The sequence below is a fragment of the Xanthomonas fragariae genome, from assembly GCF_017603965.1.
In the GTDB taxonomy this organism is placed as follows: domain Bacteria; phylum Pseudomonadota; class Gammaproteobacteria; order Xanthomonadales; family Xanthomonadaceae; genus Xanthomonas; species Xanthomonas fragariae_A.
In genome coordinates this window covers 201,678-222,517 of sequence record NZ_CP071955.1, presented here as the reverse complement: position 1 = coordinate 222,517, position 20,840 = coordinate 201,678, and the positions used below count along the sequence as shown (strand labels likewise).

Sequence of the window (20,840 nt, the reverse complement as noted above, 5' to 3'; positions counted from 1 at the left end):
GGCGTGTGCTGCTGGATGGGGTGATTGGGTGTCGCGGCCGTTGGGCCCTCATCCGTCCTTCGGGCACCTTCTCCCTTTCGAGTGGAGAAGGCATACCGCTAATCTGAGTTGCCCCTCTCTCCCATGCGCAAGCGATGCCTTCACCTGGGTGCGAGCAGTTGCTTCCACGGCACCACCTGTTCCATCTCGGCCAGGAAGATCTCACGGCAGGGCTGCTTGCACTTGCCAAGACCCTCGGCATCACGTAAGAGCGGCTAACACAACGTAGCGAGGCAGTCGTCAGGTGGGTGCGGACGGCGCGGAGGAACCGGAGTGTACGCGTTGTACATGCCGATTCCGAGCACCGGCCGCGCCCGCCTGGCGGTGAACGCAGTCGTTTTGTTAGCCACTCTAAACGTCAGTTGCATGGATCACTCCTCAACGTAGGTGTGTAGTGTTGCGCAGCCAGGAGGAGTTGTTCAGAGGTTCTCTAATCCTACTGTGTCATAAATAGGTTATTCTGCAAGCAGTCTCTCCCACGGCGGGATCGTGATGGCCGCAGTCAGCAACAAAGCGCGTTTCTCCGCTTATCTCGATGAACTCTCCGCTGCGCTCGGTCATGCTGACCGCACTGCGGGCCTGCGAGGCGATTGCAGTGCGTTGATGCTGCCTTTGGAGCGCAAGAGTGTTGAGCCCCTGGCTGCTCATCTGGATCCGCTTCGAACCAGGGCTCGCCATCAAGCCTTGCACCACTTCGTGGCCAAATCAGAGTGGTCCGATGCGGCCATGTTGGAGCGGGTTCGTCAGTACGTTTCGTCGCTGCTGGATTTGAAAGACGAGGTGTACTGGATCGTGGACGACACGGGTTTTCGCAAGAAGGGCAGGCATTCGGTCGGTGTGGCCTGATAGTACTGCGGCGAGATCGGCAAGCAGGACAATTGCCAGGTGGCCGTGAGCGTATCGTTGGCGACGCCGGCAGCGAGCATTCCGATCGCTTTCAGGCTGTATCTGCCTGAAGACTGGGCCAGCGATGCAGCACGCCGGGGAAAAGCGGGAATTCCCCACGAGATTGAGTTCGCGACCAAACCGCAGATCGCACTGGCGCAGATGAAAGCAGCCCATGCCACGGGAGTGGCGCGCGGCACGGTGTTGGCCGATGCAGCCTATGGCAGCAATACGGCCTGGCGTGACGCGCTGGCTTGCTTGGAACTGAACTATGCGGTGGGAATCGTGTCGAGCGTGAAAGTCTGGCCGCCCGGACAAAGGCCCGAATCGCCGGCGGCGTGGAAAGGCCAAGGCCGACCTCCGGTTCGCCATCGTCGTACAGCCGACCATCAGCCACAGTCGGTGCAAGCGCTGGCGCTGTCGTTACCCTCCCGCGCCTTCAGGACAGTCGCGTGGCGGGAAGGCAGCAACGCACCGTTGTCGGGACGTTTCGCCGCCGTACGCGTACGTGCAGCACAAGGTGATCGCTTGCGTCAGGAGGAATGGCTGTTGATCGAATGGCCCAAAGGCCAAGACAGGCCGACCCGATACTTTCTGTCCAACCTGCCGGTAAACACGCCGCGCAAGGATCTGGTAAGGACGGTCAAGGCGCGCTGGCGGATTGAACGCGATTATCAGGATCTGAAACAGGAATTTGGCCTGGATCACTACCAAGGCCGTGGCTGGCGGGGCTTCCATCATCACGCGAGGTTATGCATCGCTGCCTATGGGTACCTGGTTGCTGAACGCTTGCGCGGGGCGCATCAAAAAAAACCCTCGGAATGCGCGGAATCTCCCTTACCCGAGAATTACCGACCGCGCGGCAAGGCAATCGCGCGCCCAGCGCCACGCGAGCGACTCGATCGCGACGCTGCGCTGGACAATCGCCATGGACATCGCAGCGGCACTATTTGACGGGATGCCTCCGCATCTGCGGATTTAATGACACAGTAGGACTAACGCCTCCGTGCTTTTCCAAAGTGCATGACTGGCTCTGGCGGCACAGCTGGCGCTGCGCATCGGCTGCATGCGCGGCACCGCTTTCCTGCGCTCGGCCAGCCAACCACCCGATACCTGTTCGAGCCGTTGTCGAGCGGCGTTTAGGCCGCTCGACAACGCCTTCCTTCAAAGCGTATCGCGATGCTTGCCGCGCCAGGGCCGGTACCAGGTGCGAATGGCGGCGATATCGGCTGCCATGTCGCTCCCGGTCCAGAACGGCTCGCCGATGCCCACGGTCTTACTGGGATAATCGAAATATACCGGCAGGATCGGTACCTTGGAATCGGAGGCGATCTTCCAGAAGCCAGCCTTCCACTGCTCCACGCGCTTGCGCGTGCCTTCGGGAGTGATCACGTACCACATCTGTTCGGAATTGCGGATCAGCCGCACCGCCTGGCCGATGGTGCCCTGCGGCGAGCTGCGGTCCAGGGGGATAGCGCCGAGCTTGCGCAGCAGCGGGCCAAGCGGCCACCAGAACAATTGCGACTTGCCCAGCACACGCACCTCGAAGCCGAGCGCGAACTTGGCCGCAAAGCCGACAAATCCGTCCCAGTTGGACGAATGCGGGGCGACGATCATCACCAGCTTGGGTTCGTCGGGCAGCCGCCCGACCAGGCGCCAGCCAGTCAGGCGGAGCGCGGTGCGGCCAAACCAACGGCCGAAGCGACCGTGGGCTTGCGGCATGTTGGGCGGGGATGGCTGTAGCAGGATGTTGGCCTGTGTTACCGGTGGCAACGACGGGTCGGTGTGACTCACGCTTACTCCCAGTGGGACGCAGAGCGTCCACGCTTAATATGGCTGCGCTCACGCTTGGCATCCAGCCGCCGCAGCTTGGCACCATGACTCGGTTTGGTGGCGACCCGGCGCTTGGGCACCGACAGGCACGCGCTGATGATCTCGAACAACCGCTCGCGCGCATCGTCGCGGTTGCGGTCCTGGGTACGGAAGCGCTGCGCATCGATCACCAGCACGCCGTCGGCGGTCATGCGGCGGTCGCGCCGCGACAGCAGGCGCGTGCGCAAGGATTCGGGCAGCGTCGGCGATCCGGCCACGTCGAAACGCAGCTCCACTGCAGTGGAGACCTTGTTGACGTTCTGCCCGCCCGCGCCGCTAGCGCGCACGAAGCGTTCGACGATCTCGCTGGGCGGAATCGTCAGGCTGGGGGAGATCTGGATCGGGTCGCTTGGCATACGCTCAATTGTATCGGCAGCGGCGTGGACGCGCGCGAAAACGCCGGCCTCCCGTATGCTGCTGCCGTTTCCCCGACTGCGCAGATGCTCCGATGCCACTCCCCCGCTCCGTTGCCGCCGCCCGCGCGCGCGCGCGCCGTCTGTTCTTGCTGGCCGCGCTGGCGATCGCCACGCCCGCCGCGTTCGCACAGGCGCCCAGCGATGCCGAGATCAACCGTTTGCTGGCCGCCTCACGCGCGCAGACCATGCTGGATACGATGCTGCCGCAGGTCGAAGCGATGCAGCAGCAACAATTCGCTCAGCTCACCGCGCAACGCCAGCTCAATAGCGCGCAACAGGCGCAATTGCAGCGTATCCAGGAACGTACCCGCCAGACCGTGCGCAAAGCACTATCGTGGTCGGAGCTGCGCCCAATGTATGTGGACATCTACAAGCGCTCGTTCTCGCGCGAGGACGTGCTGGCCATGGCCGAGTTCTACGAGAGCTCGGCCGGCCAGCGCCTGCTCGACAAGACCCCGGCGCTGACCCAGAACCTGATGGGCGCGATCCAGCAAAAGATGCTGCCGATGTTTGCGGATCTGCAGAAGGATCTGGAGAAGATCGTCAATGAGCCTGCGGCGGCGCAGAAGCCCTGAAGAGCTGGAATTCGGGAATCGGGATTGGGGTAGTAGATCGAATGCGGATCAGCTCCTCTCCAGCGCGTAGCCAGAGGCGGCAAAACTGGTGCCAAGGAATCTCCAGCTCACCGGTGGCCAGGGGCTGGAAGTGCGCCACTGCCGGCTTCTCGACCGGTGTGCCTGGACCGCCATCCAGGTCGTGGTCGACGATAAAGCGCTCCTCGACCGGCCAGCCGCGACGCACCGCCACTGGTAGCGCGATCGAGCCGGTGCGCCAGAAAGATCGACCGGCCCAGTTGCCTGCGCATACGGTGGGCAAGAAAGTCGTCTTCCCCGCGTGCCAGCTTGCTGTCGTGGACCATCGGGCCTGCGGGTTTGTCGACGACGGCCAGGACGTCGTCCTGGTAGAGAATCAGCAAATGCTTTGGGGATGTGCTCACCGGCGGATTATCCGTGTCGCTGACACCGCATGCCACTGCGTCGCTGCGCTCACCTGCCCGTTGACCGCGCCAGGCGGCTGGCAGAGCATGCCGGTTTCCCATCAAGGAAGTGCCTCTATGCGCACCTGGCTCCTGCTCTGCCTGCTGACGGTTGTTCCGCTGGGCCACGCCGTGGATCTGCCCTACGACGAACACGCCGATGCGAGCGCGCAACTGCGCCATGCGCTGGCGGCCGCCAAGAAAGCGCACAAACCCACCCTGGTAATCTTCGGCGCCAACTGGTGCCACGACTGCCGGGCGCTGGACACCTCGCTGCACACCGCGAAAAATGCGCCGTTGATCAGCAAGTCGTTCGTGGTGGTGAAGGTGGACGTGGGTAATTTCGACCACAACCTGGACATCAGCCAGCGCTATGGCGACCCGATCCAGAAAGGCATTCCCGCCGCGGTGGTGATCTCGCCCGCAGGCAAGCTGCTGTACACCACACGTGCCGGCGAGCTGGCCAACGCGCGCAAGATGAGCGACGACGGCATCTACCAGTTCTTCGACCACGTGGCGCACGCCAACCACGCCCCCTGACGCAGGTCCGTATGCATGGTCTGCGGTGTGCGCTCAGGCGGCGCCGCGGGCCGCCAGCAACGCGCCGGTATCGGGGGTGATGAGCATGCGCTGATCACGCGCGTGTTGCTGCATATCGTTGTCGTTGCCTGCCGAAACGGGCCAATTCGTTTTCCTCGCTTGGCCGCCCCCTGGCTGCGTCGGCTCCATTGCGCATGGCCGTGCCTAACGACGCAGCCAAGCAACCAGCAAGGCCACCGAGCCGGCCGCGCCACCGACCCAACTCCACACCGGCACCGTGCCCAGATACCAGCCATCCGGATGCAGCCCGTACAGCACCGCGGCGACCACCAGTAGGCCGCTGCCGGTGATGGCGGTGACCACGCGCGTCTGCAGCTTGCGCAGGCTCAGGTCCAGCGCGTGCAGTTCGGCCGAGCGGATGTCCACCTGATGGCGGCCTTCCACCTGCTGCTTCAACCAGCTGTGCACCAGGCGCGGCATGTCCGGCGCGTGGGTCATGATTTCCGGCAGCCGCTTGCGCAGTTCGCCAAGCACGCGCCACGGGCTGTAGCGCTCGCGCAGGATGCGTTCGAGCACCGGCCGCGCCACCGCCCAGATATCCAGGCTGGGATCGAGCTGACGACCCACACCTTCGATATTCAACAGCGTTTTCTGCAACAGGATCAGCTGCGGCTGCAGCGTCAGTTCGTAGCGCTGCGCGACGCGGAACAACTTGATCAGCACTTCGGCCAGCGAAATTTCCGACAACGGCCTAGTGAAATACGGCTCGCACACCGAGCGCGCGGCCGCTTCCAGTTCGTCGATGCGCACGTTGTTCGGCATCCAGCCCGCCTCCACGTGCAGCTCGGCAATGCGGCGATAATCCTTGTGGAAGATCGCCATGAAATTCTCCGCCAGGTAGTACTGATCTTCCTGCGAGAGCTGGCCCATGATGCCGAAATCCAGCGCGATAAAGCGTGGATTGAGGCGGCGCTCCGGGTCCGAATCGACCCAGATGTTGCCGGCGTGCGCATCGGCATGGAAGAAGTTGTCGCGGAACACCTGCGTATAGAACACGCGCACGCCCTTGGCCGCGAGCGCCTTGCGATCGATACCGGCAGCATCGAGCTTGGCGATGTCGTCGGACGGAATGCCGTACACGCGCTCCAACGTCAGCGCACGCTCGGCGGTGTGCGACCAGATCACTTCCGGCACGTACAGATCGTCCGAACCTTCCCAGAAACGGCGCAGCACGCTGGCGTTGGCGCCTTCGCGCTGCAGATCGAGTTCGGCCGACAAGGTGCCTTCGATCTCGGCCACCACTTCGCGCGGACGGATCTTGTCCGCATGCGAGTGGGTGCGCTCGACCAGAGTGGCCAGCGAATGCAGCAGCGTGATATCGGCGTCGATCTGGCGCTCGATGTCCGGGCGCAATACCTTGACCACTACTTCGCGGCGCATGCCGTTGACGTCCGGTGGCAGCGTAGCGGCGTGCACCTGTGCGATCGAGGCAGACGCCAGTGGCACCGTATCGAACGCGGCAAATGCCACGCTGATCGGCAGACCCAGCGCGCGCTCCACGATCAGCCGCGCCGCCTTGCCATCGAACGGTTTAACCCGGTCCTGCAGCAAGGTGAGTTCTTCGGCGACATCGGCGGGAATCAGATCGCGCCGGGTCGACAGGATCTGGCCGAACTTAACGAAGATCGGGCCCAGCTCCTCCAACGCCAGCCGCAAGCGCGCACCACGCGATTGCGCAGCGATTTCGGCGCTGGCGCGCGGCACGAACGGCTTGGCCAAGCGCAGCCAGCGCTCGGCCGAGGTGCCTTGCAACAGGTCGTCCAGGCGATAGCGCAGGATCACCCGGCCGATGCGGCTGGCGCGCAGGAGCGCCTTCATGGCGCACCTGCGGCAGCGCGTAGCCGGGTGATACGTGCGGCCAGCCGTTCGACGTCGTCGCGCAGCTCGTCGACATCGTCGTAGAAGGCCTCAAGTTCGGCGCGTGGCACCACATCGCGCGATTCTTCGGTGACGAATTCGGCCGCAGTCTGCGCCAGATCCACCGCGCTGCGACGCGCCTGCTGCAACGCTGCACGCACCGCACTGGCGACCTGCACGCCGAGCATCTCGCCGAACACCGCCACGAACGGCAGCTGCCAATCCGGATCGAAGCGGCCGGCCAGTTGCTGCAGCCGGCGTGCCAGCTCCGCATCGCCGGAGACCTTGAGCCGGCCGGCCGGCGCGCCGGGGCGGCGCGCGTTGACCAGAAACGGCAGCTGCCCGAGCAAGCCGGCCAGGCTGCTGCGTACAGCCAGGTCCGGCTCGTGCGCCTGGTCCACCGGGCCGACCAGCAACCGACGCTCGTGCACGCGGATCTGCAGGGCCAGGGCCGGCGCCTCCAACGTCAGCGCGATGCGTTGCCCTTCCAGCGGCAGCAGGGCATCGCGGGTATCCGGGTCCAACGCCAGGACACGGTTGAGCGCCGCCTGCAGGGCTTGGCCGGCGAGCGGCTTGAGTGAGTTGAAGAGTGATCCGGGCATGCGCGCATTCTACCGCCCCTGCATGTCGCAGCTGTTTGACGGACGTGCATGCGCTGATCGCGCAGTTGAGTTTGCCTCTGTTCGTCAAACCGGCCAACCAGGGCTCGTCGTCAGGCGTCAGCTAGCTGCGTACGGCCGACGCGTTTGCCGCCGTGCTCGCATTGGCCTTGGCCCACGACCACAAGATGCTGGTGGAAGCGGCGATTGTCGTGCGCGAGATCGAATGCGCGGTGGCTGGGCAACGCCATGCCACAGGCGAGCATGTGCTGTGAAGTGGTCGTGCATGACGCGTTCTATTCGTACCAGACCAAGTACATCAGCGAGCACGGCGCCGATATCTTGATCCCGGCTGATATCCACGCGCAGATGCAGCAGCGCATCCAGCAGATCGCCGTGCACTGGACTGCGCCGGCATGGCGCGTGTGGACGTGTTTGCATGCGCCGATGGCCGCATCGTGATCAACCCGGCCGATGGCCTGTTGGTCGCACTGGGTCAAAGCGCGGCATGCGCCAATCCGAACTTTGCATGGCTGACCGAACGCTTTGCGCACGTTGTGCCGGAGAATCTGCTGTCACCCGTGAAAAATCCGATGCAAACCGCCACAACGCACATGGCCCGCCTCCTTGCGGAAGCGGGCCATGTGAGCGCCGACCGGCAGCGCCGCTGCCGTAACGTATCGCAGCTTGGGCGTTAAACCTTGCCGCGACGGAACATCGAGATCACTGCCAGGATCAGGAACACCACGAACAGGATCCAGGCGATGTTGGTCGCCGCACCGGCGATACCACTGAAGCCCAGCACAGCGGCGATGATAGCGATGACGAAAAAGATGATGGCGTAATGCAGCATGGCAAGGTATCCAGAAGGTGTGGTGCCAAATCGGCGCAGACGTATCTTGAAGAGACAGCGGTCTTTACCGGGTGATGGCGATGTGGTTGGAAGATGAGGATCGCAGCCGTTGCAGCCCCTCTTCGATGCTGATCTGCGGCACATAGCCGAAGTCACGGCGTGCCGGTTCCATGCTGTACCAATGCGGCGTACACAGCTGTTCCACCAGAAAACGCGTCAACGGCACTTCTCCTGGCAGACGCAACAGTGGCCACAACGTTTCGCAAACCGCACCGATGCGATATGCCGTCTTGAACGACAACGAGCGCGTTACTGCCGGCGTGTCCACCGCAGCGAGCAAGCGATTGAGCAACTCGCGCATCGGCAACGGTTCGCCATTGGAAATGAAGTACGCCTTGCCTGCGCATGCGGCGCCCGGTGCAAGATGCTCGAACGCATCGAAATGCGCTTGCGCAGCGTTGTCGATGTAGGTGCTGTCGACCAGGTTGCTACCGTCGCCCACCATGCGTAGCCGCCCGGCGCGCGCGCGCGCGGCAAGACGCGGCAACAGATGATTGTCGCCCGGCCCCCAGATCAAACGCGGACGCAACGCCACCGTCGCCAACTGCGCATCGTTGGCCGCCAGCACCGCACGCTCGGCGATCGCCTTGGTTGCCGCATACGCCGCGCGCAGGTCTTGGCCATATGGCACTTCGTCGGCACCAAGACCTTCCACCGGATGGGTGGCACGGTGGGTGACGCTGGGCGTAGAGGTGTAGATCAGCCGCTGCACGCCATTCGCACGGCACGCATCGAGCACGTTCTGCGTACCCACCACATTGGCCTGGTGATAGCTGTCGTAACTGCCCCACGCACCGGCCTTGGCGGCATTGTGGAACACCGCATCGACACCGGCGAAGGCATGCAGCACCGCCTGCGGATCGGCCAGATCGCCACGAATCTGGTCCACACCCAGGCTTAGCAGGATCGGGTAATCGCCGCGCTGGAAGCTCACCACCTCATGCCCGCGCGCGCGCAGTCCGCGGCACAACGCCTGGCCGAGAAAGCCGCCACCGCCGGTTACCAGGATTCGCACACACCACCTCCATCGCAAGGACGCACACGATAACGGGCGCAACCGAGATTGGCGACGCGACCGCATGCATGCGCAGCCTGCAGCAGCAGATCAATCACGCTGCTGCGCCGCCCAGACCGCCAGCGTTTCGCGGCCAATCTTGGCGTTGTGACGGATATCCACAGGAAAGCCGGTGTGGCGCAAAAAACGCCCGATACCAGCAGTGTGCCGATGCGCTGCGCCCAGTGCGCGCAACACAGTTTCCACTTCCGCAAATACCGATGCGGACACGCCCGGTTGCAGCTCCACGCATAGCACCGGCAGCTGTTGTCCGGGCGCGCCCACTCCAACTAACGCGGTGCGCCGCACTTGCGGATGCATGTTGAACACTGGCTCCACCTGCTCGGTGTACAGCGGGCCGGTGGCGGTTTCCACGCGGTGCGTTTTGCGCCCGCAGAACCATAGCCGCCCATCGGCATCGAAATAGCCGACATCGCCCATGCGGTGCACGATGCGTTCGCTGCCATCGGCGCTGCGTTCGCGGATCTTGGCGATGCGCGTGACCGCATCGCGGTTGAAATAGGTATCGGTGGTGGTAGGGCCGGCGACGGTGATCTCACCGACCTCGCCCACCGCCAGCACGCGCGTGCCGCTCCAGTCGGGAATGGCCGCATCGTCGATGGCAATGATGCGTACCTCGTTCGGCGGCACCACCTGCCCCACGCAAGTGCCCGCACCTGCCTCGGTGGCAGCGCGGGTGGCATCCAGCGTGCGTCCTTCGATCGCTGCCACCGGCAAACACTCGGTGGCGCCATACGGTGTCCAGAACTGCGCATCTGCCGGCAACAGCGCGCGGATCTTGGCCACCACGTCCGGTGGCACCGGCGCACCGGCCGAGGTGGCCAGACGCACGTTGGGCAACGGCTGGCCATAGTCGGCCAGTACCCGCATCAACGCCGGCGAGCCGAACAACTGCGTCACCCCGAAGCGATCGATCGCATCGTGCAATTTGCGCGGATCGGCCGTAGCCGGGCGGGTTGGATCCATGTCCGGAATCACCGAGGTCAGCCCCAATGCCGGATCGAACAAAGCGAACGGCGGGAACGTCGGCAGATCCACACCGCCGGGCTGCATGTCGAAGGCATTGCGCAGCAATTCGATCTGCCCGACGAAATGCCGGTGCCGATACACCACGCCCTTGGGCACACCGGTCGAGCCACTGGTGAATAGGATCGCGGCCATGTCGTCGGGCCCAGTGTCGGCCAGCTGGCTGCCGGCGCCTGCGCCATCGTGCTCCATGCGTGCCAGGGTCACCCCGCCCCACCCATAGTGGCCACCGACGGTGACGATCTGACTGGCAGAGCGCGCCCAGCGCAACAAGCGACGCGCCAGCTGCGCGAGTGGAATGCCGATAAATGCCTGCGGCTGCGCTTCGTCCAGGCATTGCTTGAGCGCGCGCCTGTCGATGCCCGGATCCACCAGCACGGGCACCGCACCGGCTTTGAACAACGCAAACATCAGCAGGAAGAACTCCGGCGACGGCCGCACCATCACCACTGCGCGCGCACCACGTCCGATGCCGTGCACTGTCAATCCGGCGGCGATCGCATCGCTGCGCGCATCCAGCTCGGCATAGCTCAAGGTCACATCGTAGGCAGCGAATCCGTTGGCGGCACGACGGCCCGGGCAGCGGATGGCGATCTGATCGGGGCGCTCGCGCGCCAGCTGTGGCAGGGTGGCGGCGATATTGCAGAGAGTCGTCATTGCCGCATTATCACCCATGCGTCGGTGGCGCCGGCCGCTTGCGCCACTTTCAAAAAGTCACGCGCGCGATTGAGTGCACCGTTCCCGATATCGCTTTGATTCGGCGCCATTCGGCCATAACGAGGCTGCGCGGCGTTAGCGCGACACGCTCTGCACAACGTGCGACTCGCTCCCCATCGCGTACATGCGCTTGCCCGACCTGCGCAGATGAACCGCTAATCGGCGCGCGTCCGTGCCACTTGTATCGCACCGTGGTTCGGTCAGAATGCCGCGCTCTCCACATTGTTTCGCCGCGCAAGGCCCGGCATTCCATGGCACACCCCTGCCTTACCTGCGGCGCCTGCTGCGCCTACTTCCGCGTCAGTTTCCACTGGAGCGAAGCCGACCCCGTATTGGGCGGCAGGGTGCCGATCGAGCTGACCGACGCGCTGCGCACGCACGAGCGCGTCATGCGCGGCACCTCGCAATCGCAGCCGCGGTGCATCGCGCTGGACGCGGACATCGGCCGCTACAGCCGCTGCAGCATCCATGACCGCCGCCCCTCGTCCTGCGCCGCCGTGCCGGCCTCGCTGGAGTTTGGGAAGCGCAGCGCGCAATGCGACAAGTCGCGATTGGCGCATTGCCTGCACGCGCTTACCGAAACCGATTGGGTCGGGGTGGACGACGCACAGCGCAATCCGCTGCCGCCGCTGTAGTTCGCTTTTGAAGGTTCAAGCTTTTTCCGCAAATGCGAGAAGGCGAAGAACATTTTTTTGAAGCATTCTTTGAGGATTTATGAAGGGTGGTCTCAAGATTCAAGTGCAACACGTGATTTGAAAGTTGCCAGTTCATGCTCCATCGCCTCGCTCGGCGTTTTCCATCCCAACGTCTCGCGTGGACGGGTGTTCATCAGTAATGCGATGTGATTGAGGTACTCCTGACTGACGGTGGACAGATCCGCACCCTTGGGCAAGAACTGGCGAAGTAGGCCATTGGTGTTTTCGTTGCTTCCGCGCTGCCAAGGCGCGTGTGGATCGGCAAACCACACATTGATGTTCAGTCCCTGCATCAGCTCGGCATAACACGTCAGTTCGGTCCCGCGATCATAGGTCAAGCTCGTTCGCATCGAAGCGGGAAGCCTTTTCATCTGGCGGGTAAACCCTTCCAGCGCATCGGCAGCCGTGCAGCCGTCCATTCGGCACAGCACCACAAAGCGCGTCTTGCGCTCCACCAACGTGCCAACGCAGGAACGATTGAACGCGCCCTTGATCAGATCGCCTTCCCAATGACCTGGAATCAGGCGCTGTCGCACGTCTTCGGGCCGGTGCACGATGCGTAGTTCCTCCGGCACCCAGGTGCGTTTGGCAGCGGTCGTACGCCGCAATCCCCGAGTAGGCTTGCCCTGGCGTAAAGCCTCCACCAGCTCCTTTTTCAGGCCACCGCGCGGGTGCGCATAGATCGTTGCGTAGATGGTTTCGTGGCTGACGCGCTGGGCAGAATCATCCGGATGCATGATCAAGAGCTTGGCAGCAATCTGCTGGGGCGACCAGCGCCACAGCACAAGATGATCACGCACCAGCTGGAACAAATCCGTCCCCGGGGTCAGCCTACGCCGCCGAACACTGCGCTGACGCCGCGCTTTGTAACGCCTGGCCGCATCTGCCGCACAGTAGCTCGTGGCGCCCTGCCTGACCAGCTCCCTGCTCAATGTCGATGGGCTTCTGCACAGAAGTCTGGAGATCGAGCGCAAGCTTTGACCACGCCGTGTTTCGATTTGCAGCACCGCGCGCTCTTCTGCACTCAGATGGAGATAGCTTTTTGACATGTGAATACCTTACTTGCTATGAGGGTGTTGCACTTGGAAGTTGAGTCTAAGAAGGCTTGTCCTGACTCTTGGATTCCCATGTACTGATGATAGAGCTGGACATCAATCTCTCGCCCGTCCTCTCCAAGCCTGTAGATGAACCATGCGCGGTCAAATGCCCGCCTCCTCCACCAAGAAAGATGCGGCCGAAATGCCTCGACGGCCTGCTCCAGCTTTGGATAGACATCCCGTAATCTCGCTTTGACATCTGAAGGCCAATTCGAGGGTGTCGGATACATGCCTGATAACGCTTCAATGAACGCGCTTGTGAATGCCTCCGATGCACGTTTGGCTCTAGCGCGATGCTGAAGAAATGCACCACTAAGGGCTCCTAAAAAGAAGCTCGAAAGAGCGACGACAATCATCTGAGAACTAATTTCCGGCAAAAATATCGACCAGTCGTCCACGAAAAATTACCCTTTTAGCGGATTGCGCTCCAGAAACGCACGGATCGCCGGCACCAGCACCTCGCGCTTGTCTTCCAGCACATAGTGATTGGCATCCTCGAACGCAGTCACTTCGGCATTCGGCAGTGCTTTGCGGAAACCGGCCAAAAAATGCTTGTCGAAGCAGATATCGCGCAGACCCCACGCGATGAAAACCGGGCGATCGGCGAACGATGGCAGCGCCTGCGCCGAGCGCTCCAATAATGACCAGGCCTGGTCGGCTGGCGACAGCGGAATATCCTGCATGAAGCGGGTGGTGGAGATGCGGTTGCGCCAGTTGTTGTACGGCGCTACGTAGGCGCGACGCACGTCCGCCGGCATCCGCCGCGATACGCCCAGCCATGAGGCACCGGCCGAAAACGCGTTGAAGGTGCGGATGAACCACTCGCCCGGCCGCCAATGCCGGCCCATCGCGATCTGCCACGGCATCGGCTTTTCCGCAGGCAACGGGAACGCCGCGGTGTTGGTGATCACCAGCCGCTTGACCTGCGCGTGATGCGACAACGCCCAGCCAAACCCGATCATGCCGCCCCAATCGTGCACCGCCAGCGTGATCGGCCCGCTGATGCCCAAATGCCGCAGCAGCGTGTCCAGATCGTCCACGCGCGACTGCAGCGTGTAGTCGTAACGCGGCTGCACGTCAGGCGCATCGTCCGGCTTGTCGGACAGCCCCATGCCGATATGGTCGGGCACGATGCAGCGATAGCGATCGGACAGGCCACCCACCAGATGTCGCCACAGATAACTCCACGATGGGTTGCCATGCAGCATCACGACCACCTCGCCATCGCGCGGACCTTCGTCCAGATACGACATCGCAATGCCGGGTCGCACCTCAAGGCGCTTGGGAGTGAAGGGATAGCCGGGGTAAATCATGCCGAACGCATCCGATTCAGTTCGAGGGAGTCCGCATGGCGCAAGCGTTGGCCTGGCGCGTGCGCACGAAGGGCGTTGTGGATATCGCTATGCGCTATCAAAGAATTAAGTGCAAGCGTGAAGCGTTGTTCGCTGCGCATCAGTGCTGGCCGCCATGCGGCGATGCATACCGTTGTGCTACGTGATCATTGTCGGACAGCAGGCGCAGATATGCAGGGTGCAAGAACAGTTTCTCCTTGCCCATGCGCTGTTCGCGCAGCACACCGATATCTGCGAGTTCGCGTAGATAACGCGCCGCAGTTTCGCGCTTGGCAATACCCGCATCCACTACGTTTTGAATGCGGCAATAGGGTTGGCTGAAGAGCACGTCCACCAGTTCACGGCTGTAGGTTTTCGGGCGTTCGGCACGAATCCACTCACACGCATGCTCATGCAATTGGCGGATGGCGTCGATCTTGGAACCGGTCCAGCGGGCGGTGTCGGCCACTGCATCCAACATGTAGGCGACCCAATCTGCCCACGCACCATCGCGCGTGACAGACAACAGCAGGCGGTAGTAATCCGCTTTGCGTTCGATGATGTAACGCGACAGATACAGCACAGGCTGGTCCAACAGATCCTGTTCGACGAGCATCAACAGGTTGAGCACACGCCCGGTACGCCCGTTGCCATCGGTGAAAGGATGGATAGCTTCGAATTGATAGTGCGCTACCGCCATGCGAATCAGTGGATCGATCTCAGCCGCGTCATGGATAAAGCGCTCCCAATTGGCCAACTTTTCGCGTAATACCGCCTCTCCAACCGGAGGCGTGCAAATCACTTCGCCCGTTTGCTGATTGGCCAAGGCAGTGCCAGGCACTCGCCTGACCTGCATCTGCACATTCTTGATACGCGTGCAAACGATCTCTGCGGTACGTGTGGAGAGCGGTCGCTCACGTAAGGACACGAAGCCCTCCTGCAATGCGGTGCGATAACGCAGTGCCTCGCGCGTTGCGGGATTGGCCGCGTCCTGATGCTCGGCGTAACGAAACAGCTCATCCGTGGTGGTGACGATGTTCTCGATCTCCGAACTCGCCTGCGCTTCCAGGATGGGAATGGTGTTGATCAACACCGCTGGGTTCGGCAAATGGCCGGTGGCTTGGCGCAACGATGCCAACGCCTTATGCGCTTCAATGCACGCCTTGAGCAGGTCCCGCGTTTCAAGCTCCACTGCAGGTGGCAGCGGCGGCAGGTCGTTATGGGGACGCGGGGGGTCCATGCGATGCGCTCATGTCGACGGAATCGACATGATGCCTGCGACATGTCGAAAAAACTCAAATCTCATGCTTGACGAGATTATCCCTCGGCAACTCGGCTTGCGTAACCAACTGCCGCTTTGGCATTGGCCCGCCAAAGCAGGGCGCCATCTCATCCCTGAGATAGCCCTGATCGCTTCACCAAACCACTTCCGCCATCGAGCAGTTCAGCCCCGAGCCAATGCCCAGCAGCGCAATCCGGTCGCCCTTCTTCAGGCGGCCCAGTTCCTTGAGCTTGCTCAACACGATCGGCACCGACGCCGGGCCGATGTTGCCGTGTTCGCCGAAGATGGTCATGACCTTGGCCGGGTCGATGCCGAACGATTTCACGAACGCGGCGGTGTGGGGGCGGCTGACCTGGTGGATGACGAATTGATCCAGCTCGTCCACCGCCCAGCCCAATACCTGACGGGCCGCTACGAAGGTCTTCTGCGCCAGCTTGATGCCCTCGATCAGCAGCAGGCGGGTGTCGGTGACCATGCGGTCAAGGTTGCCCCGGCACAGCTTGTTCCACTCGGTGGCCGAGCGGGTCACGCCACCCTTGTAGCGCGGCGCGTCGGGCACCAGCTCGGTGCGCGCCATCACCATGGCGGCGGCACCGCAGCCCAGCGTGAGCGCGGCCAGTTCGTTACGGAACTCTTCCTCGGTGACGTCCGGCGAGGTCATGCGCTCGAGAGTCTTCTCGTAGACCAGGTTGGCGGTCTCGCCATCGACGACCAGCGCGTAGTCGATCTCGCCGCGTTCCAGCATGCGCGCGGCGATGTCCATGCCGCTGATGAAGGCAAGGCAGGCGTTAGCCACGTCGAAGGTGACGCAGTAGTCGCCCACGCCCAGGTTGCCGGACACAATGGAGGCCGTGGACGGCTCCAGGTAGTCCCGGCTCACCGAGGTGTTGATCAGCAGGCCGATCTTCTCGATGCCGATACCGGCGTCGAGCAATGCCTTGCGCGCGGCCTGGGTGGCGGCGTCCGATGCCTGGACATCCTGGTCCCACAAGCGCCGTGCATGGATACCGGCAACATCGCCCAACACATCGGTCTTGATCCCGAGGCGGTCGTAGGTCGGTTGCAGGCGCTCGTTGATTTCCTTGGAAGTCAGCGTGTGCGGCGCATCAATGTGCGCCAGTCCCGCGATGGAGACGTTCTGGAAGAGCATCGAAGTAGCGCCATGGCGTCAGGCGAGGGGGCGCTAGTCTAGCTGCTGGCCGCTTTTACCGCATCTTTACAATTTACGGCACGCGCGCCAGCCCAACGGTTCAGCGCGGCGGGCAGCGGAACGCGTTGAAACGCTGGCTACCGTCGGCCGGCTCACCCTGCGCTTGCACCGCATTGGCATTGGCACCCGGCGCCTCGTTACGTGCCAGCGTTTCCAGTTCTTCCTGTACGCGCAGCGGGTTGCGGTTGTAGAAACCAACCTTGCTCTCGACCGTCACCACCACCTCGCCCTGCTGCTGACATCCAGCTGGCGCAGGACCTGCGGGCAGGACCTGCACACTTTTACCGCTTTGTTCGATCGGCACCCAGGTGCAGGCCGCGGTGGTGGTGGTGGCAACCAGAACAGACAGCATCAGCACGCGCATAAGTCACAACACCTGAGGGAAAGCCGGATTGTGCCGCAGTTGTCCGTTCGCAATCAGGCCCGGCCTGCACCTGCAACACACCCATTCAGCGCCCTGAACTGCGCCTAGAACGACCGCAATACCCGGTCTGCCGCATTGCCCGCCGTTCTCCGACCCGTCCGGGTGTCCGGACGCGGACACTTCCGCGCCGCAAAAGCTCCTTTCAAAACGCGCTGGTGGTCCAGGTCTTCGTCAACCTGCCGGTGCCGCAGCAGCAGCCCTCACCGTTCGAACTGGAAGCACTGGCCAAAGCCGCCATCAGCGCACACGCAGCTACACTTGCGCGCATGTCAGCACCCGTCCTCCATGTCATCCTGTTTCAGCCCGAAATTCCGCCCAATACGGGCAATGTGATCCGCTTGTGCGCCAATACCGGCGCGCGCCTGCACCTGATCGAGCCGCTCGGCTTCGACCTCAGCGACAAACAGCTCAAGCGCGCCGGCCTGGACTATCACGAATACGCAACACTGCAGGTGCATGCCGACCTGCCCAGCGCACTGGCCGCAATCGCGCCCAAACGCGTGTTTGCATTGAGCACCCGTAGCACGGTGCGTTACGACACACCCCAGTTCGCCGATGGCGATGCGTTCTTGTTCGGCCCGGAAACGCGCGGCTTGCCGGCTGAGGTACTTGAGTCGCTCCCGCCGCAACACCGGCTACGTGTGCCGATGCGCGCCGACAACCGCAGCCTCAATCTGTCCAACACCGTGGCGGTGATGGTGTTCGAAGCCTGGCGGCAGTGGAATTTCAACGGCGGCCAGTAAACCTGGCGATCAAATGACAGCGTCACTGCTAGGCACTGCCCCAGCATCACGTCGCCATGCGCGGCATCGTCCGGCGTGGCGGCATGGCACGCGATCTCGTTTTCCACCGCCAACCGCATGCTGGCGATCTGATCTGGTTGCCGATCTCGTGCGCCACCGTTGCCATCATGCGTCCCAAACGGCCAGACCTTCGTGCCGCGACAGCTCATCGGCCAGCCGACGCGTCTGCACCGAGGCCTGTGTGTCGTCGGTCACGGCAGCGCCAAGTCGATCCAGTTCCGGTGGCCCGTGACCGGAATCTGTGGCGTCTGAAGTCTCGGCGGCCAGCGCCTGCTGCATGGGATGCAAACATCGCCGACACCGCCACCATCGCAAAGATCAGCAGCATGCCGAGCACCAACGACAGCCACGCATCCGAGGTGCTGGCCGGCAGACGCGAGATGATCCATGCAGCCGTGTCGGACGTCATCGGGCAGGCACTGATCAACAGCACCTGCCGACTACCATCACGGCGGAACTGCACGAGCTTGTTGCACACCGCACTTTGCCGCGCGGTACTGGCAATCGTGGTCCACTCGGACGCGTGAATATCGGTCTTGTGATCGCTGCCGTCCTAGGTGGGATAGGCGTACGCAATGAACCTTTTTCCAGGTTCCACACACCGCCCTCCAGGCCAGGCGCCTCGGCCAGTACCAACTGCACCACCACTGCCGCCAACCTTGCCCTTGCCCCCTATTGTCGCCACGACGCGCCGCGTCCTTACGCCGACATAACGCTGCACGATGCGCGTGCACTGGACAGTCAATTGCTGGCGCGCTTCATCCAACCGCACGCCTTCGGTCTGCCGGTACAACCCGTACAACATCGTGGCAACGCTCACGCAGGCGGCCACGATCTCACCAACCAGCTCGGCAGCAGTTGTCGCAACAGCGAACGAGGGATGAGCAACGACCCGTAGAGACGTGCGATATCTTCGACACAAGCAGCCGCGTCAGCGAAAGTTGGTCTTGACCAATTCGATCACTTCATCGCCGCGCCCTGTCATCACCGCCTTGAGCAGGTACAAGCCCATGCCCTTGGCCTGTTCAAGTTTGATTGCCGGCGGTGCTGCCAGCTCCTGCGTGGCGATACGCACATCCACCAACGCCGGTCCGGAGTGCACGAATGCTTGCCGCAGTGCTCGCTCCAGCTGTGAGGACTCATCCACCCGGATGCCGAGGATGCCCATTGCATTGCTCATCGCCGCAAAGTCCGGATTGCGCAACTCGGTACCGGTATCCAGATAACCGGCGGCCTTCATCTCCATCGCCACGAATCCCAGCGACGCGTTATTGAACACCACTACCTTTACCGGCAGATTCAACTGCGCCAGCGAGAGAAAGTCGCCCATCAACATCGCAAAACCACCGTCGCCCGACAGCGAGATCACCTGCCGCGCCGGAAACGCCGCCTGCGCGCCCAGCGCCTGTGGCATCGCATTGGCCATCGAGCCGTGGTTGAACGAACCCAGCAAACGGCGCTTGCCGTTCATGCGTAGGTAGCGCGCAGCCCATACCGTCGGCGTGCCGACATCGCAGGTGAACACCGCATCCTGATCGGCGATCTGGCTGATCAGCCGTGCGACGAACTGCGGATGCAACGGCTCGCCCGGATCTGCCGGCACCGCCAGATCGTCGAGTCCTTCGCGCGCCTTTCGGTAATGCGCAAGCGATTTATCCAGGAAGCTGCGCTCCTCGCAACGCTGCAGCTGCGGCAGCAACGCGGCGATGGTTTCGTCCACATCGGCAGCGATGCCCAGCTGCAGTGGCGTGCGCCGCCCCAGCGCGCTGGGGTCGCGATCCACCTGCACGATGGTCGCTTCCTTCGGATAAAACTGCCGATACGGGAAGTCCGTACCCAGCATGATCAAGGTGTCGCAATTGAGCATTGCGTGATAACCGGAACTGAAACCGATCAGACCAGTCATGCCGACATCGAACGGGTTCTCCCACTCCACATATTCCTTGCCGCGCAGCGCATGCACGATCGGTGCACACAACGTGTCGGCCAAGGCCACCACCGCATCATGCGCGCCCGCGCAACCACTGCCGCACAACAATGTGACCGCCTTGCTGTGCCGCAGCAGCTGGGCCAGTTGCTGCACATCTTCAGCTGCAGGCAACACGCGCGGTGCGCGCAGCGGCGGCCAAGCGGTCGACAGCTGCGTGTCCACTTCCAGCAGCGCAATATCGCCGGGGATCACCAGCACCGCCACGCCTCGCTGCAGGATCGCGGTGCGCATCGCCCGATGCAGCACTTCCGGCAGTTGCGCCGGATTGGTGACCAACTCCACGAAGTGACTGCACTCGCGGAACAATTCCTGCGGATGGGTCTCCTGAAAATAGCTCAGCCCGATCTCAGACGATGGAATGTGCGCGGCAATCGCCAGCACCGGCTGGCGACTGCGATGACAATCGAACAGCCCATTGATCAAATGCAGATTGCCCGGCCCGCAGCTGCCCGCACACACCGCCAGCTGCCCGGTCACCGCAGCCTCGGCGCCGGCCGCGAACGCAGCAACTTCCTCGTGGCGTACATGCATCCATTCAATGGTCTGCATCTGGCGCAACGCATCGCTCAAGCCGTTGAGGCTGTCGCCGGTTACACCCCAGATCCGCTCAACACCCGCGCTCTGCAGCGTTTCGGCCAGAAATCGCGCCAACGTATTCTTCTTCGCCACGATGCAGCTCCGCACAAGCCCAAAGAGCCGCAATGCTCACAGCGATGATGTCAGTACAATGTGCTCGCATGCGAGACCGCGCAAAAGCGCCGACATTTCTGCATTCCTGAACACGCGTCTCACATTTGCGCCGCGCAACCACAACAACGTCACGCTTTGCACGTGCGCTACGCGCGTTCATACGTAACCACAAGGCAGCGGAGCTGAATCTGGCGCGATGATTCATCAACTGGTCAGTCGTTAATTCATCTGGCGTTCCATCGAATAACGGAGAATTTACATCTCGGCAGCGAACGGCATTCGC

At 62.7% G+C, this 20,840-nt stretch carries 19 protein-coding genes, 1 other RNA gene and 4 pseudogenes; 7 read left to right on the top strand and 17 right to left on the bottom strand.

Going from position 1 to position 20,840, the window contains the following annotated elements:
- Nucleotides 1-252 precede the first annotated feature (252 nt).
- Nucleotides 253-329, bottom strand: a non-coding RNA gene (locus J5I97_RS01040) — sX9 sRNA.
- A 202-nt stretch (nt 330-531) separates the two neighbouring features.
- Here J5I97_RS01040 and J5I97_RS01035 point away from each other — a divergent pair.
- A pseudogene (locus J5I97_RS01035) lies at nt 532-1,878 on the top strand (IS701 family transposase).
- A gap of 210 nt (nt 1,879-2,088) precedes the next feature.
- On the opposite strand, the gene J5I97_RS01030 reads toward J5I97_RS01035, so the two are convergent.
- Both J5I97_RS01030 and arfB read right to left on the bottom strand, forming a co-directional pair.
- Nucleotides 2,089-2,718, bottom strand: coding sequence for a lysophosphatidylcholine acyltransferase (locus J5I97_RS01030; protein WP_208588448.1), 630 nt, complete (start codon nt 2,716-2,718; stop codon nt 2,089-2,091).
- A 2-nt stretch (nt 2,719-2,720) separates the two neighbouring features.
- Nucleotides 2,721-3,152: an alternative ribosome rescue aminoacyl-tRNA hydrolase ArfB gene (gene arfB / locus J5I97_RS01025; protein WP_208588446.1), complete on the bottom strand. Its 432-nt coding sequence runs from the start codon at nt 3,150-3,152 to the stop codon at nt 2,721-2,723.
- A gap of 92 nt (nt 3,153-3,244) precedes the next feature.
- Between arfB and J5I97_RS01020 the strand changes: the two genes are divergently transcribed.
- The gene (locus J5I97_RS01020; RefSeq protein ID WP_208588445.1) at nt 3,245-3,787 is read left to right on the top strand and encodes a DUF2059 domain-containing protein; all 543 of its coding nucleotides are present in this window, start codon (nt 3,245-3,247) and stop codon (nt 3,785-3,787) included.
- A 54-nt stretch (nt 3,788-3,841) separates the two neighbouring features.
- On the opposite strand, the pseudogene J5I97_RS01015 reads toward J5I97_RS01020, so the two are convergent.
- A pseudogene (locus J5I97_RS01015) lies at nt 3,842-4,188 on the bottom strand (pseudouridine synthase); the annotation flags it as partial.
- Between J5I97_RS01015 and J5I97_RS01010 the strand changes: the two are divergent.
- On the top strand, nt 4,081-4,788 hold the full coding sequence (locus tag J5I97_RS01010; protein ID WP_371885904.1) for a thioredoxin family protein: 708 nt from the start codon (nt 4,081-4,083) through the stop codon (nt 4,786-4,788). The pseudogene J5I97_RS01015 and the gene J5I97_RS01010 overlap by 108 nt on opposite strands.
- A 204-nt stretch (nt 4,789-4,992) precedes the next feature.
- On the opposite strand, the gene ubiB is transcribed toward J5I97_RS01010, so the two are convergent.
- Together ubiB and J5I97_RS01000 are read right to left on the bottom strand one after the other, a co-directional pair.
- A complete protein-coding gene (gene ubiB / locus J5I97_RS01005) occupies nt 4,993-6,666 on the bottom strand; it encodes a ubiquinone biosynthesis regulatory protein kinase UbiB (protein ID WP_208588442.1) in 1,674 nt (557 codons plus the stop codon).
- A complete protein-coding gene (locus tag J5I97_RS01000) occupies nt 6,663-7,307 on the bottom strand; it encodes a ubiquinone biosynthesis accessory factor UbiJ (RefSeq protein ID WP_208588441.1) in 645 nt (214 codons plus the stop codon). The genes ubiB and J5I97_RS01000 overlap by 4 nt, the downstream gene beginning before the upstream one ends.
- Here J5I97_RS01000 and J5I97_RS00995 point away from each other — a divergent pair.
- Both J5I97_RS00995 and J5I97_RS00990 read left to right on the top strand, forming a co-directional pair.
- Nucleotides 7,292-7,786, top strand: a pseudogene (locus J5I97_RS00995) (ATP-grasp domain-containing protein); the annotation flags it as partial. The gene J5I97_RS01000 and the pseudogene J5I97_RS00995 sit on opposite strands and share 16 nt — an antisense overlap.
- Nucleotides 7,763-8,002 (top strand): hypothetical protein, encoded by a 240-nt coding sequence (locus J5I97_RS00990; RefSeq protein WP_208591853.1) that lies wholly within the window; start codon nt 7,763-7,765, stop codon nt 8,000-8,002. The pseudogene J5I97_RS00995 and the gene J5I97_RS00990, both read left to right, overlap by 24 nt.
- On the opposite strand, the gene J5I97_RS00985 is transcribed toward J5I97_RS00990, so the two are convergent.
- The 3 genes from J5I97_RS00985 to oleC form a co-directional block, all read right to left on the bottom strand.
- Nucleotides 7,999-8,157, bottom strand: coding sequence for a DUF1328 domain-containing protein (locus tag J5I97_RS00985; RefSeq protein WP_003468167.1), 159 nt, complete (start codon nt 8,155-8,157; stop codon nt 7,999-8,001). The genes J5I97_RS00990 and J5I97_RS00985 overlap by 4 nt on opposite strands.
- Nucleotides 8,158-8,221: 64 nt before the next feature.
- The gene (oleD, locus tag J5I97_RS00980; protein ID WP_208588440.1) at nt 8,222-9,232 is read right to left on the bottom strand and encodes a 2-alkyl-3-oxoalkanoate reductase; all 1,011 of its coding nucleotides are present in this window, start codon (nt 9,230-9,232) and stop codon (nt 8,222-8,224) included.
- Nucleotides 9,233-9,322: 90 nt separating this feature from the next.
- A complete protein-coding gene (gene oleC, locus J5I97_RS00975; protein WP_208588439.1) occupies nt 9,323-10,975 on the bottom strand; it encodes an olefin beta-lactone synthetase in 1,653 nt (550 codons plus the stop codon).
- Nucleotides 10,976-11,286: 311 nt separating this feature from the next.
- Here oleC and J5I97_RS00970 point away from each other — a divergent pair, with 311 nt between their 5' ends.
- Nucleotides 11,287-11,670 carry a YkgJ family cysteine cluster protein gene (locus tag J5I97_RS00970; protein WP_208588438.1) on the top strand — a complete coding sequence of 128 codons (384 nt, stop codon included), beginning with the start codon at nt 11,287-11,289 and terminating at the stop codon, nt 11,668-11,670.
- 92 nt (nt 11,671-11,762) lie between these two features.
- On the opposite strand, the gene J5I97_RS00965 is transcribed toward J5I97_RS00970, so the two are convergent.
- The 6 genes from J5I97_RS00965 to J5I97_RS00940 form a co-directional block, all read right to left on the bottom strand.
- Nucleotides 11,763-12,779, bottom strand: coding sequence for an IS30 family transposase (locus J5I97_RS00965; protein ID WP_208586408.1), 1,017 nt, complete (start codon nt 12,777-12,779; stop codon nt 11,763-11,765).
- Nucleotides 12,755-13,225, bottom strand: coding sequence for a hypothetical protein (locus tag J5I97_RS00960; protein WP_208588437.1), 471 nt, complete (start codon nt 13,223-13,225; stop codon nt 12,755-12,757). The genes J5I97_RS00965 and J5I97_RS00960 overlap by 25 nt, the downstream gene beginning before the upstream one ends.
- Nucleotides 13,226-13,231: 6 nt before the next feature.
- Nucleotides 13,232-14,140, bottom strand: coding sequence for an alpha/beta fold hydrolase (locus J5I97_RS00955; RefSeq protein ID WP_208588436.1), 909 nt, complete (start codon nt 14,138-14,140; stop codon nt 13,232-13,234).
- Between the two features lie 139 nt (nt 14,141-14,279).
- On the bottom strand, nt 14,280-15,398 hold the full coding sequence (gene fic / locus J5I97_RS00950; RefSeq protein WP_238135600.1) for a protein adenylyltransferase Fic: 1,119 nt from the start codon (nt 15,396-15,398) through the stop codon (nt 14,280-14,282).
- Nucleotides 15,399-15,573: 175 nt separating this feature from the next.
- Nucleotides 15,574-16,590: a 3-oxoacyl-ACP synthase III gene (locus J5I97_RS00945; protein ID WP_208588434.1), complete on the bottom strand. Its 1,017-nt coding sequence runs from the start codon at nt 16,588-16,590 to the stop codon at nt 15,574-15,576.
- Between the two features lie 100 nt (nt 16,591-16,690).
- Complete coding sequence (locus J5I97_RS00940) at nt 16,691-17,014, bottom strand: DUF4156 domain-containing protein (protein WP_208588432.1); 324 nt, start codon at nt 17,012-17,014, stop codon at nt 16,691-16,693.
- Nucleotides 17,015-17,340: 326 nt separating this feature from the next.
- Between J5I97_RS00940 and J5I97_RS00935 the strand changes: the two genes are divergently transcribed.
- Complete coding sequence (locus J5I97_RS00935) at nt 17,341-17,817, top strand: tRNA (cytidine(34)-2'-O)-methyltransferase (RefSeq protein WP_208591494.1); 477 nt, start codon at nt 17,341-17,343, stop codon at nt 17,815-17,817.
- Nucleotides 17,818-17,852: 35 nt separating this feature from the next.
- Here J5I97_RS00935 and J5I97_RS00930 read toward each other — a convergent pair.
- Nucleotides 17,853-18,759 (bottom strand): annotated as a pseudogene (locus J5I97_RS00930) (two-component sensor histidine kinase); the annotation flags it as partial.
- A gap of 49 nt (nt 18,760-18,808) precedes the next feature.
- Nucleotides 18,809-20,518 (bottom strand): ubiquinone-dependent pyruvate dehydrogenase, encoded by a 1,710-nt coding sequence (gene poxB / locus J5I97_RS00925; protein WP_208591492.1) that lies wholly within the window; start codon nt 20,516-20,518, stop codon nt 18,809-18,811.
- Nucleotides 20,519-20,840: the final 322 nt, after the last annotated feature.